Raw genomic sequence first — 11,833 nt, forward strand, 5'->3', positions numbered from 1 at the left:
CCCTACTCCACCGTCTGTTCGCGGAACAGTTGCAGTTGCAGCTCGCCTTCGGCGGCCATCTCGCGGACCACGGCCATGATGTCCTTGCGTACCTGCTCGACGCGGCTCAGGGGCACCGGGCCCTGGCGGCGGTTGATGGACTCCATCTGCTGCGCCTGGCGCTTGGGCATGGCGGCCTGGATGGCGCGCACCAGCTCGGGCTCGGCGCCTTTCAGGGCCACCACCCACTCGTCCAGCGGGATGACCTCCAGCAGGGTCTGCAGCACGTCCTGGTTCTGCCGGGAGAGGATGAAGAAGTCGTACATCTCGTCTTCGATCCGCGTCACCAGGTCGTTGTTGTGGGCCCGCAGCAGCTCGAACATCTGGTTGCGGTCGCCCTTGAAGCGGTTGAGGATGTCCGCCGCCTGCTTCACCCCGCGCACCTGGGAACCCTGGGTGGTGAGGACGTTGAGGCTGCGGTCGATCAGTTGTTCCAGCTCGCGGATGACATCGCTGTTGACCTCGGACAGGTTGGCGATGCGGTACAGGAGTTCGTCCTGGCGCGTCGGCGGCATGGCTTCGAGGACCTCGGTGGCCATGGACGGCGGCAGGAAGGCGAGGAACACCGCCTGCATCTGCGCGTGCTCCTTGGCGATCAGGGCGGCGAACTGCTTGGGATCGAGCCACTCCATCTTGGCCATCTTGGCGCGGATTTCCTCGCCGTAGATGCTGTCCAGCAGGCTGCGGGTGATGTCGCTGCCCAGTGCCTTGCCGAGCATGCCGGAGAGGTAGCCACGGGACGCACCCTTGATGCTGCTCTGCTCCTTGTAGTCGTCGAAGAAGCGGCCGATCACATCGGACACCATCGGCTGCTTGACGTTGGACAGGCGCGCCATGGCCTGGCTGATGGCGATGATCTCTTCGCGGGTGAAATGCCGCAGCACCCCCGCGGAGATGTCGTCGCCCATGCTCAGCATGAGGATCGCCGCCTGCTCCAGCGAGCTGACCGAGCGCAACTGCACGGTGCGTTTCTTCAGGTCCTTGACCGAGGGCAGCGCCCCTTCATCAGGCTGGCTCATGGCTTCTCTCATTCCGGCCGATCCAATGCTTGATCACCTCCGAGACGCGCTCGGGGTCGTTGTGGGCGAGCATCTGCAGGTGCTCGATCTGCAGCTCCAGGCCGGAGCCCGGTGCCGGCAGGCGGATTTCCGACAGCGGGTTCAGCTCGCCGAACACGCTGCCACCGCCCTGCTCGGCCAAGGCGCTGCGCCCCAGCAGGCGTTCGGCCTCATGGCGCGGCAGCGCGGCCAGCGCCTCGGGGCTGTCCAGTGCCTCCAGGCCCATGGGCGCCTCCGGTGTGCGGGTCAGGTGGCGGACCGCCGGACGCACCACCAGCAGGAGCAGCAGCAGGCTGACCAGGCCCAGCAGGCCGAGCTTGATCCACTCCTGCAAGGCGCCGCTTTCCCACCAGGCCGCCGTGTCCTCGCTGAGCACCGGCTGGGTGAAGGGGAAGACGCTCAGGGTCAGTTCATCGCCGCGCTGGGCGTCGAAGCCCACGGCGCTCTTCACCGTGGCTTCCAGCTGGGCGCGGGCATCAGGGGTCCAGCCGCCTTCCGGCGCGGTGGCGGCGTTGAGCACCACGGCCACGCTCTGCCGACGCAGGGCGTAGGACGCATGACGGATATGGGTGACGCTCTGGTCGAAGTCGTTCTGCCGCGTGGTTTCGTTGCGCGTGGAGGTGGCCGCCTTGTTCTCGGTCTGCACGTCGCTGTTGCCCGCCTGGGGCTGGCCGGGCTGCGCGGCCGGCGTGCCCTGGGGCTGTTGCGGCGGCGCCGGCGGCGGGCGGTTGCTCAGGGAGCCGGGCACGCCGAGGGCGAGCTGGTCGAGGGTGGCTTCGTTGCGCTGCACTTCGCTGCGCATGCGCGGGGTCTCGCCGTAGGCCTGGAAGGTTTCTTCCTTCTGGCTGAAGTCCATGTCGGCGGCGACGCTGATGCGGTAGTTGCCCGCGCCCAGCACCGGCGCCAGGACTTCCTCGACGTTGGCCACGGCCTTCTGCTGGTAGTCGTCGATCACTTCCCAGTTCTGCCCCGGCCCGCCCCAGGCATTGAGGCCACGGGACAATAGCGAGCCCAGTTGGTCGACCACGCTGACGTCTTCGGGCTTGAGCTGCGGCACGCTGTTGGCCACCAGGTTAGCGATGGCGCCGACCTGCTCCGGCTTGAGCCGGGTGCCCGGATCGAGGGTGAGCATCACCGAGGCCTTGGGCGGCGAGCGGCGGTTGACCACGAAGGAGGTGGCTTCTTCCTGGGCCAGGTGGATCCGGGCGGACTTCACCCCCTTGACGGCCATTATGGTGCGCGCCAGCTCGCCTTCCAGGCTGCGCTTGAGGCGCACGTCCTGGACGAACTGGCTGGTGCCCAGGGGCTCGTCCTTGTCGAACAGCTCGTAGCCCGGCGGCACCGAGACCTTCACGCCCTTGGCCGCCAGCAGCATGCGCGCTCGCGCCAGGTCCTGATCGCTCACCAGCACCTGGCCGCTCTGCGGATGAATGCGGTAGGCCAGGCCCTCGGTGTCCAGCACCTGCATCACTTCGGCGGCCGGGAAGGCTTCGCCGGCGCCATACAAGGGCTTGAACGCGCCCTGGTCGCGCCAGAGCCAGAAGACGGTGCCGACGGCCAGCAGCGCGGCGGCGCCGGCCATGGCCAGCAGGGTCAGGCGTGGGTCGGGCTTGAAGCCGCCCTCGGGCAACTTGCTCTTGATCAACTGCAGCACGATTCAGCTTCCCGCGCCGCTCAGAGCGGCATTCTCATGACGTCGTCGAAGGCCGAGGCCAGCTTGTTGCGCACCTGCATCAGGGCGCTGAAGGACACACTGGCCTTCTGGCTCTGCACCATGGCGCCCACCAGGTCGTCGCTGCGGCCACTGTCCACCGCCTCCATGGCCTGGCTGGAGCGGTGCTGCTCGGCATCCACCGCGCGCAGGGCGGACTCGAAGGACTCGCCGAAGCCACCGGCCTCGGCCATCGGCAGGGAGGCCGGGCGCACGGCGTCGCCGCCGGCCAGTTCGGCGAACTGCCCCATGCGCGCCAGCATGTCCTGCTGGACCTGTGTGATCGAACTCATGCTTGTTCTCCAGGAAGGGTCAGAGCTGTACCTGCAGGCCTTGCTCGCGCATGGCGTTGAGGCGGTAGCGCAAGGCCCGGGGCGTCATGCCCAGGCTTTCGGCGGCCTTGGTCTTGTGGCCGCCGAAACGGCGAATGGTGTCCAGCACGTGCTGGTATTCGGCGAGCTTGCCGCTGGCGCGCAGGGCGGCGCGGCCTTCCACGGCCGCTACCGGCTGCACGCCCGGGGTCTGGGGCTGGCCTTCGACGGCGGCCAGGCCCAGGTCGCGCGGCTGGATGAACAAGCCATTGCGCAGGACCAGGGCCCGCTGCAGGCAGTTCTCCAGCTCGCGGGCGTTGCCCGGCCAGTCGTGGGCCAGCAGGGCCTGGCAGGCGCTGTCGGTGAGCAGGTCGTGCTGGGCGTCCTGGGGGGCGTACTTGCGGATGAAGCGCCGCGCCAGGGGCAGCACGTCGTCCTTGCGCTCGCGCAGCGGGGCGATGTGCAGGGGCAACACGTCGAGGCGGAACATCAGGTCGGCGCGGAAGCGCCCCGCCGCCACTTCGTCCTGCAGGTCACGGTTGGTGGCGGCGACTATGCGCACGTCCAGTTCGATTTCCCTGCGTCCACCCAGGCGCTCGACGCGCTGCTCCTGCAGCACCCGCAGCAACTTGGCCTGCAGGTTCAGCGGCAATTCGCCGATCTCGTCCAGCAGCAGGGTGCCGCCGTTGGCCAGTTCGAACTTCCCCGGCTGCGCGGTCACGGCACCGGTGAACGCGCCGCGCTCGTGGCCGAACAGGATGGATTCGAGCATGGCTTCGGGAATGGCCGCGCAGTTCACCGCGATGAAGGGGGCGCCCGGCGTCGCGGAGAATCGATGGATGTAGCGCGCCATCAGCTCCTTGCCGGTGCCGGTCTCGCCGCTGATGAGGATCGGCGCGCGGGTCGGCGCCACGCGCTGGGCCATGGCCAGCAGGCGACGCCCGGCCTGGGAGCAGCAGACGAATTCGTCCTGGGCGGCGCGGGCCTGGGCCTGGCGCTGCAGCAAGGCGCTGAGCTGGGTACCGCTGAAGGGGGTCAGCAGGTAGTCGATGCAGCCCAGCTCCAGCAGGGTCGCGGCCTTCTCCTGGTCGGCGTATTCCACCAGCGGCACCAGGCTGAGTTGGGGCGCTTGCCGCAGCAGCGCACCGACGCGCGCATAAAGCGCCTGGGCGGGCTGCTGGCTGGCGAAGACGAAGGCCAGGTCGGCGTCGGCCAGGTCGGCGGCGTCCACCGCTTCAAGGTCGGCGAACAGCGCCACCCGGCAGCCCTGGCGACGCAGCCCGTCGAGCAGCGCGCGGCATTGTTCGGCACAACCGATAACCGCGACTTGCTGTAATGCCGGGACTTGTCCGAGCAGCCCTTGTTCCATTCGGGACAGCGCCTGACTTTGGCTATTCATCGCATATCACCTGCATCTTTCCCTTGCGCCAACCCGGCACTCTGCAACTTCGAAATAATTTCGAAATAAATTTGAACTTTCTGCTTGAACGGTCGCCTTAACTCTGTATCCGGCAATTCCATACCACTCTCTGGTGGCCACCCGCCGGCATAGGTTCGCGCACAATAACGAGTACGCCGTAAAACCCCTATCAAACCCCGCTTATTTACCGTCAAAAGTCCAAATCAAAGATCAAAAGATAGCTTTTGACAGCTCTTGATTTAAACCCAGAAAAGCTGCAGCCCTACAATGGCGCCGCCAGTGGCCAAGCTTGCGATGGATGCGTGAGATTTCCAGCGCAATTGGCAAGGAGCAGCACGTCGGCGCAAGAGATGTCTTCGGCCGAGACATTCTGGCGTTCGCCAAACGCACTGTGGTGCAAACCTGGAATTACGAATCTTCAGTATGACTGGCAACTCCAAAGTCCATCATGGCGTGCCCGCCGATAGCCTCATACGCCTGAAGCCACAAAAGTTGGGGCGGCACCACCATCGGATTCCCCAACATATAAAGGAAACCGCGAGAAAGTATCCGCGAATCATCAGCGACTACTTCCTGCGCAGTTATCGAATAAACCTCGAATTGAACAAGGTGGATGTTTTCGAACAGCCGCCGCAACCGGTCGAGTGCATCTATCGCTCGGTACTGGGCAAGGTGGGTTTCGCCATCGATCGCGCCCTGCTCGGCGAAGCGCTGGAGTGCTACTACGGCGGCACCAGCCTGCCCAGCCACGAAGAGACACCGGTCAGCACGTCCGAGCAGCGGATGCGTGAGCGCCTTGGCCTGGATATCTGCCGGATCTTCGGCCGCACCCTGGTGACCGGCGCCGGCTTCGGCGAACTCGAACGGTTCGACAACGCCTATGAGGAAACCCTCTGGGAGTACGTGGCCGAGCTGCGCTACACCAGCCACCTCACCGGCAGCGAATCGTCGCTCTACATCTACCTGGACGCCGAGCTGACCGACCAGCTCACGAGCCTGATCAAAGGCCCCCCGCCACCGCGCCTGGCCGGCGACCCCCTGGACAACATCAAGCACCTGCCGGTGCGCCTGGACTGCGTACTGGCCCAGGCGCGCATGCCGCTCGCCCAGGTGCTCGGGTTGCAGGTGGGGGACATCCTCAGCCTGCGCCTGAAGGAACGCGTCGACGTGCGCGTGAACCAGCAACCCCTCTTCCGTGGAGCCATTTTCGAAGACGATGGCACCTTGTTCCTGACGTCCATCGAGAGTGTGAAGACCCCATGAGCAGCCCGGTTTCCGATAACGATTTCGACTCCCTGATCAACGACGACGGCCTGGGCCTGGACAGCGCCCTGGCCGAGACCCTCGAGCCGATCGCCAGCCAGGCGCCACGCCCGGACATGAGCTTCTTCGGCAAGATCCCGGTGAACGTCACCCTGGAGGTGGCCTCGGTGGAGATCTCCCTCAAGGAGCTGATGGAGGTGGACACCAGCAGCGTGATCATCCTCGACAAGCTGGCCGGCGAGCCCCTGGACGTGAAGGTCAACGGCGCGCTCTTCGCCAAGGCCGAGGTGGTGGTGATGAACGGCAACTACGGCCTGCGCATCGTCGAGCTGAACAGCAACCGCTTCAACGAACTGCCGGCATGATCCGTCGCCTGGCCTGTCTCGCCCTGCTGCTGGCCGGCTGCGCGCCGCTGCTGGCCCAGGCCGCGGGTGGCGACATCACACTGTTCAACCTGAACCAGACGGAAAACGGCCAGGCATTCAGCGTCAAGTTGCAGATCCTGATCGTCATGACGCTGCTGGGCTTCCTGCCGGCCATGCTCATGCTGATGACCTGCTTCACCCGCTTCGTCATCGTGCTGGCCATCCTGCGCCAGGCCATCGGCCTGCAGCAGAGCCCGCCGAACAACGTGCTGGTGGGCATCGCGCTGATCATGACGCTGCTGGTGATGCGCCCGGTCTGGCAGGAGATGTACAGCACGGCCTACCAGCCCTTCGAGGCCGACGCCATTTCCCTGGAAGAGGGCCTGGAGCGGGCCAAGACCACCCTGTCGCACTTCATGCTGGCGCAGACCAACCGCAACTCCCTGGAAACCATGGTGTCGCTGGCCGGCGAGAAGATGCCGGACAAGCTGGAGGAGCTGGACTTCTCCCTGCTGCTGCCGTCCTTCGTGCTGAGCGAGCTGAAGACCGCCTTCCAGCTCGGCTTCATGATCTTCGTGCCCTTCCTGGTGATCGACCTGGTGGTAGCCAGTGTGCTGATGGCGATGGGCATGATGATGCTTTCGCCGATGATGATTTCCCTGCCCTTCAAGCTGATGGTGTTCGTCCTCGTGGACGGCTGGGCCCTGATGATGGGCACCCTGACCACCAGCGTGCAGCCGTTCTGAGGTCGACCATGCTTACCCCCGATACCGCCGTCGGCATCGTCTCCAACGCCGTGCACATCACCACCCTGGTGGTCTGCGTGCTCATCGTGCCGAGCCTGATCGGCGGCCTGCTGATCAGCATTTTCCAGGCCGCCACGCAGATCAACGAGCAGATGCTGAGCTTCCTGCCGCGCCTGTTGATCACCCTCGGCATGCTGGTGTTCGCCGGCAACTGGATCCTGCGGACCCTGAGCGACCTGTTCATCGAGTCCTTCAAGCAGGCGGGCCGGCTGGTCGGCTGATGGCATGGCGGGCAACGACGCGATCCTGCAATTGAGCCAGTACCTGCACCAGTTGCAGAGCTACTGGTGGCCGTTCTGCCGGATCATGGCGGTGTTCGGCATCGCCCCGCTGTTCAGCCACAAGGCCTTGCCGGCGCGCCTGCGCGTGCTCCTGGCGCTGGCCCTGACCCTGGCCCTGGCCGCCGCCCTGCCGCCGATGCCCGCCATCGAGCCGCTGTCGGCGCGGGGCCTGCTCACCGCCCTGGAGCAGGTCGCCTTCGGCCTGCTGCTGGGGTTGGCGCTGATGCTGGTGTTCGCCATCTTCGGCATGGTCGGCGATGTGATCGCCACCCAGCTGGGCCTGAGCATGGCGTTGTTCAACGACCCGGTGAACGGGGTGTCTTCGTCGTCGATCATCTTCCAGCTCTACTTCATCCTGCTGGTGTTCCTGTTCTTCGCCATCGACGGCCACCTGCTGGTGGTGAGCATCCTGTTCCAGAGCTTCATCTACTGGCCGGTGGGCAGCGGACTGCACTACAGCGGGCTGCAGGCGGTGCTGCAGTCCCTCGGCTGGGTGTTCTCGGCGGCGGTGCTGGTGTCCCTGCCCCTGGTGTTCTGCATGAGCCTGCTGCAGTTCTGCTTCGGCCTGCTGAACCGCATCTCGCCGGCGATGAACCTGTTCTCCCTGGGCTTTCCCATGGCGATCATCGCTGGCCTGATGTGCATCCAGCTGACCCTGCCGAACCTACCGGAAAGCTACCTGCACCTGACTCGCGAGCTGCTGGACAACCTCGGCCGCATCCTCGTGGAGGGGCGCAATGGCTGAGCAAAGCAGCGCCCAGGAAAAAACCGAAGAGGCCTCCCAGCAGAAGCTCAAGAAGAGCCGCGAGGAAGGCCAGGTCAGCCGCTCCAAGGACCTCTCCACCACCCTCTCCCTGCTGGCCACCCTGCTGGTGCTGAAGTTCAGCCTCGGCTGGCTGCAGGATGGCCTTCAAAGCGTGTTCAGCCAGAGCTGGGTGGACCTCTCGCGCAGCGAGATCAGCCTGGAGGACCTGCGCCTGGTAATGGGCCACGGCCTGCTGCTGTTCATGCAGCTGCTCCTGCCGTTGCTGCTCACGCCGTTGCTGGTGGTGGCGCTGTCGCTGCTCTCCGGCGGCTGGGTGTTCGCCGCGAAGAACTTCTACCCCAAGCTGTCCAAGCTCGACCCCATCGCCGGCTTCGGGCGGATGTTCTCCCTGCAGAACCTGGCGGAGCTGCTGAAGTCCCTGGTGAAGATCGCGGTGCTGGGCCTGGTGGCCTGGTGGCAACTGGGCGACGCCCTGCCCCAGCTGATCGCCCTGCAGCGCGGCAACCTGCACGAGGCCCTGCGCGGCGCCTTCGGCCTGGCCTTCGACGCGACGCTCTCGCTTTTGCTGGTGTTCGTGGTCTTTTCACTGATCGACATCCCGCTGCAGCGGTTCTTCTTCATGAAGAAAATGCGCATGACCAAGCAGGAGCGCAAGGAAGAGCACAAGAACCAGGAAGGCAGCCCGGAAGTGAAGTCGCGCATCAAGCAGCTGCAACGGCAGCTGGTGCAGCGGCAGATCAACAGGGTGATCAAGAACGCCGACGTGGTGGTGGTCAACCCGGTGCACTTCGCGGTGGCGCTCAAGTACGACCCGAAGAAGGCCCAGGCACCCTATGTGATCGCCCGTGGCGTGGACGAGACCGCGCTGTACATCCGCAAGATGGCCCAGGCCCATGACCTGGAGGTGGTGGAAGCGCCGCCCCTGGCCCGCGCCATCTACTTCACCACCCAGGTCAACCAGCAGATCCCGATGCAGCTCTACCGCGCCGTGGCCCACGTGCTGACCTACATCCTCCAGCTCAAGGCGTGGCGCCAGGGACGCCGCGACAAACCCGAGCTGGCCAGGAACCTCCCGATTCCCGAAGACCTGCTGAACAGGGACTGACCCATGCGTTTACTCCAGCAACTGACCCCCACCCTGAGCAGCGGGCGCATCGGCATTCCGCTGGTGATCCTGTCGATCCTGGCGATGATCATCCTGCCGCTGCCGCCGCTGCTGCTGGACGCGCTGTTCACCTTCAACATCGGCATGGCGATCCTGGTGCTGATGGTGAGCGTGTCGTCGAAGCGGCCGCTGGACTTCTCCCTGCTGCCGACGGTGATCCTGGTCACCACCCTGCTGCGCCTGTCGCTGAACGTGGCCTCCACCCGCGTGGTGCTGCTGGACGGCCACACCGGCACCGGCGCCGCGGGCAAGGTGATCGAGGCCTTCGGCGAGGTGGTGATCGGCGGCAACTTCATCGTCGGCCTGATCGTGTTCGTGATCCTGATGATCGTGAACTTCATGGTCGTCACCAAGGGCGGCGAGCGGATCTCCGAGGTGACCGCGCGCTTCACCCTGGACGCCCTGCCCGGCAAGCAGATGGCCATCGACGCCGACCTCAACGCCGGCATCATCACCCAGGAAGAAGCCAAGACCCGCCGCCAGGAAGTGGCCAAGGAAGCCGACTTCTACGGTGCCATGGACGGGGCCTCGAAGTTCGTTCGCGGCGACGCCATCGCCGGCATCCTGATCCTGCTGATCAACCTCTTCGGCGGTATCGCCATCGGCGTGTTCGTCCACGGACTGGACGGCAGCCACGCGTTCCAGCAGTACGCCCTGCTGGCCATCGGCGACGGCCTGGTGGCGCAGATCCCGGCGCTGCTGCTGTCCACCGCGGCGGCGATCATCGTCACCCGGGTCAACGAATCGGCCGATATCACCAACCTGGTGCAGCGGCAGATGCTCGCCTCGCCGTCGGTGCTCTACACCGTGGCCGGCATCCTCACCGTGCTCGGCCTGGTGCCGGGCATGCCGCACATCGCCTTCCTCGGCTTCGCCGCGCTGATCGCCTACATCGGCTGGCGCGTGTCCAAGGCCGAACCGGTGAGTGAGGCGGCGCAGCTGGAACAGGTCGAGGCGATGAGCAAGGCCATGGACCAGGAGCGCGTGCAGAACCTCGCCTGGGAAGACATCCCGCTGGTGGAGCGACTGTCCATTTCCCTGGGCTACAAGCTGGTGGGGCTGGTCAGCGAGGCCAGCGGCGCGCCTCTCGCCCAGCGGGTACGAGGCGTACGCCAGACCCTCTCGGAGAGCCTCGGCTTTCTCCTGCCGGAGGTGCAGATCCGTGACAGCCTGCGGCTAAAGGCCTCGCAGTACAGCATCCATATCAACGGCGAGCGCATCGACGGTGCCGAGCTGCACGCCGACCGGCTGATGGCCATCCCTTCCCCGGAAGTCTACGGCGAGGTCGACGGCATCCTCGGCACCGACCCGGCCTACCGCATGCAGGTGGTGTGGATCCTCCCCAGCGACAAGACCCGCGCGCTGAACCTGGGCTACCAGGTGATCGACTGCGCCAGCGTGGTGGCCACCCACTTGAACAAGGTGGTCCGCGAACACCTGCCGGACATCTTCAAGCACGACGACGTCGACCACCTGATGCAACGCCTGGCCCTGCAGGCGCCGAAGCTCGCGGACTCGCTCAAGGCGCAGCTGAACTACTCCCAGCAGCACCGGGTGTTCCGCCAGTTGCTGCAGGAAGAAGTGCCGCTGAAGGACATCGTCAGCATCGCTACCGCCCTGCTCGAAGGCAGCGAGAGCACCAAGGACCCGGTGTTGCTGGCCTCCGACGTGCGCTACGCGCTACGCCGCAGCATCGTTTCGCGGATCGCCGGGGAACGCGGCGAGATCTCCGTGTTCATCCTGGAGAACGCCCTGGAGAACACCTTGCTGGGGGCCTTGAGCATCGCCCAGCAGGCCGGCCCGGTGAGCCTGGACAACATTCCGGTGGAGCCGGCCCTGCTCAACCAGCTGCAGAACGCCATGCCGGTGGTGAAGGAGAAGCTGCGCAAGGAAGGCCACCCGCCCATCCTCACCGTGATGCCCCAGTTGCGCCCGCTGCTGGCGCGCTACGCCCGGGTGTTCAGCCCAGGGCTGCACGTGCTGTCGCAGAACGAGATTCCGGAGAAGGTGGGCGTGAATATCCTCGGCACCCTGGGCTGAGGATGGCTTCCTGGCCGCTGCGCATGGCGCCCCCTACGGGAACCTGGGAATACTGACCGGGCACGGCCGGCTTCTGTAGGAGCGAATTCATTCGCGAAGGGCCGCCAGCGGCCCGTGGGTCGAACATGCGGATGAATTCACCCGCCGGTGCCGCGCTCAGACCTTCAGGGAACGCGCGAACCCCAGCGACGCGTGCATCGAGGCGACCATTTCGGTGAAGGCCGGCGCCGGCCGGTCCAGCGCGCAGCCGATGTGGAAACGGCCGCTGGTACCGTCCTTGCGTGACCACTGGCAGACGATGTGGATATCCACATGGCGGAAATGCCCTTCCCGCACCGGGATTTCCAGGCGGATCTCGAAGCAGGCGCCCGGTGCCAGGGGTGAAGGGCTCACCAGCCTGAGCCCGCCCAGGGACAGGTCGGCGATGTAACCCATGGGCTCGCCGCTGAGGATGTTGACGACGTGGATGCGGTCGATCTGGCGGAAAGTCAGGCGTCTATGCTTGCGCATTTGATCAGGGTTCTTTTTCCTGGGCGGCCGTGGGCTGGCCGCGTGTTGATTCTGCTCGCGCGCGGCCATGCAAGCCGGCGCATCGCACGCGATGCTAC

Annotated in this window: 12 protein-coding genes; 7 read left to right on the forward strand and 5 right to left on the reverse strand. The window is 65.7% G+C overall.

What is annotated here, in order from left to right:
• Positions 1 to 2 precede the first annotated feature (2 nt).
• From PCA10_RS20915 to PCA10_RS20930, 4 genes are read right to left on the reverse strand one after another with little or no spacing between them, the layout of a single operon-like run.
• The gene (locus PCA10_RS20915; RefSeq protein ID WP_041770384.1) at positions 3 to 1,070 is read right to left on the reverse strand and encodes a FliG C-terminal domain-containing protein; all 1,068 of its coding nucleotides are present in this window, start codon (positions 1,068 to 1,070) and stop codon (positions 3 to 5) included.
• Positions 1,045 to 2,751 carry a flagellar basal-body MS-ring/collar protein FliF gene (fliF, locus tag PCA10_RS20920; protein WP_016494079.1) on the reverse strand — a complete coding sequence of 569 codons (1,707 nt, stop codon included), beginning with the start codon at positions 2,749 to 2,751 and terminating at the stop codon, positions 1,045 to 1,047. The genes PCA10_RS20915 and fliF overlap by 26 nt, the downstream gene beginning before the upstream one ends.
• 20 nt (positions 2,752 to 2,771) lie before the next feature.
• Positions 2,772 to 3,101, reverse strand: coding sequence for a flagellar hook-basal body complex protein FliE (locus tag PCA10_RS20925; protein ID WP_016494080.1), 330 nt, complete (start codon positions 3,099 to 3,101; stop codon positions 2,772 to 2,774).
• Between the two features lie 19 nt (positions 3,102 to 3,120).
• Positions 3,121 to 4,488 carry a sigma-54 interaction domain-containing protein gene (locus PCA10_RS20930; RefSeq protein ID WP_016494081.1) on the reverse strand — a complete coding sequence of 456 codons (1,368 nt, stop codon included), beginning with the start codon at positions 4,486 to 4,488 and terminating at the stop codon, positions 3,121 to 3,123.
• Positions 4,489 to 4,962: 474 nt separating this feature from the next.
• Between PCA10_RS20930 and PCA10_RS20935 the strand changes: the two genes are divergently transcribed.
• Genes PCA10_RS20935 through PCA10_RS20965 form a run of 7 tightly spaced genes read left to right on the forward strand, consistent with a single transcriptional unit; the run spans position 4,963 to position 11,225 of the window.
• Positions 4,963 to 5,802, forward strand: a complete 840-nt coding sequence (locus PCA10_RS20935; RefSeq protein WP_016494082.1) for a FliM/FliN family flagellar motor C-terminal domain-containing protein — start codon at positions 4,963 to 4,965, stop codon at positions 5,800 to 5,802.
• Positions 5,799 to 6,167, forward strand: coding sequence for a flagellar motor switch protein FliN (gene fliN / locus PCA10_RS20940; RefSeq protein ID WP_016494083.1), 369 nt, complete (start codon positions 5,799 to 5,801; stop codon positions 6,165 to 6,167). Before PCA10_RS20935 ends, fliN begins: the two co-directional genes overlap by 4 nt.
• Positions 6,164 to 6,913: a flagellar type III secretion system pore protein FliP gene (gene fliP / locus PCA10_RS20945; RefSeq protein ID WP_016494084.1), complete on the forward strand. Its 750-nt coding sequence runs from the start codon at positions 6,164 to 6,166 to the stop codon at positions 6,911 to 6,913. The genes fliN and fliP overlap by 4 nt, the downstream gene beginning before the upstream one ends.
• Before the next feature lie 8 nt (positions 6,914 to 6,921).
• A complete protein-coding gene (locus tag PCA10_RS20950; RefSeq protein WP_016494085.1) occupies positions 6,922 to 7,194 on the forward strand; it encodes a flagellar biosynthetic protein FliQ in 273 nt (90 codons plus the stop codon).
• A gap of 4 nt (positions 7,195 to 7,198) precedes the next feature.
• A complete protein-coding gene (gene fliR / locus PCA10_RS20955; RefSeq protein WP_016494086.1) occupies positions 7,199 to 7,999 on the forward strand; it encodes a flagellar biosynthetic protein FliR in 801 nt (266 codons plus the stop codon).
• On the forward strand, positions 7,992 to 9,125 hold the full coding sequence (flhB, locus tag PCA10_RS20960) for a flagellar biosynthesis protein FlhB (RefSeq protein WP_016494087.1): 1,134 nt from the start codon (positions 7,992 to 7,994) through the stop codon (positions 9,123 to 9,125). The genes fliR and flhB overlap by 8 nt, the downstream gene beginning before the upstream one ends.
• A gap of 3 nt (positions 9,126 to 9,128) precedes the next feature.
• On the forward strand, positions 9,129 to 11,225 hold the full coding sequence (locus tag PCA10_RS20965) for a flagellar biosynthesis protein FlhA (protein ID WP_016494088.1): 2,097 nt from the start codon (positions 9,129 to 9,131) through the stop codon (positions 11,223 to 11,225).
• 156 nt (positions 11,226 to 11,381) lie between these two features.
• On the opposite strand, the gene PCA10_RS20970 is transcribed toward PCA10_RS20965, so the two are convergent.
• Positions 11,382 to 11,735, reverse strand: coding sequence for a PilZ domain-containing protein (locus PCA10_RS20970; RefSeq protein WP_016494089.1), 354 nt, complete (start codon positions 11,733 to 11,735; stop codon positions 11,382 to 11,384).
• Between the last annotated feature and the right edge of the window lie 98 nt (positions 11,736 to 11,833).

This window comes from Pseudomonas resinovorans NBRC 106553 (assembly GCF_000412695.1).
Lineage (GTDB): Bacteria > Pseudomonadota > Gammaproteobacteria > Pseudomonadales > Pseudomonadaceae > Metapseudomonas > Metapseudomonas resinovorans_A.

Coding starts and splice junctions, on each gene's coding strand:
- PCA10_RS20915 (WP_041770384.1), bottom strand. CDS start 1,070: ATGAGAGAAGCCATGAGCCAGCCTGATGAAGGGGCGCTGCCCTCGGTC.
- fliP (WP_016494084.1), top strand. CDS start 6,164: ATGATCCGTCGCCTGGCCTGTCTCGCCCTGCTGCTGGCCGGCTGCGCG.
- fliN (WP_016494083.1), top strand. CDS start 5,799: ATGAGCAGCCCGGTTTCCGATAACGATTTCGACTCCCTGATCAACGAC.
- flhB (WP_016494087.1), top strand. CDS start 7,992: ATGGCTGAGCAAAGCAGCGCCCAGGAAAAAACCGAAGAGGCCTCCCAG.
- PCA10_RS20965 (WP_016494088.1), top strand. CDS start 9,129: ATGCGTTTACTCCAGCAACTGACCCCCACCCTGAGCAGCGGGCGCATC.
- PCA10_RS20950 (WP_016494085.1), top strand. CDS start 6,922: ATGCTTACCCCCGATACCGCCGTCGGCATCGTCTCCAACGCCGTGCAC.
- PCA10_RS20925 (WP_016494080.1), bottom strand. CDS start 3,101: ATGAGTTCGATCACACAGGTCCAGCAGGACATGCTGGCGCGCATGGGG.
- PCA10_RS20935 (WP_016494082.1), top strand. CDS start 4,963: ATGACTGGCAACTCCAAAGTCCATCATGGCGTGCCCGCCGATAGCCTC.
- PCA10_RS20930 (WP_016494081.1), bottom strand. CDS start 4,488: ATGGAACAAGGGCTGCTCGGACAAGTCCCGGCATTACAGCAAGTCGCG.
- PCA10_RS20970 (WP_016494089.1), bottom strand. CDS start 11,735: ATGCGCAAGCATAGACGCCTGACTTTCCGCCAGATCGACCGCATCCAC.
- fliR (WP_016494086.1), top strand. CDS start 7,199: ATGGCGGGCAACGACGCGATCCTGCAATTGAGCCAGTACCTGCACCAG.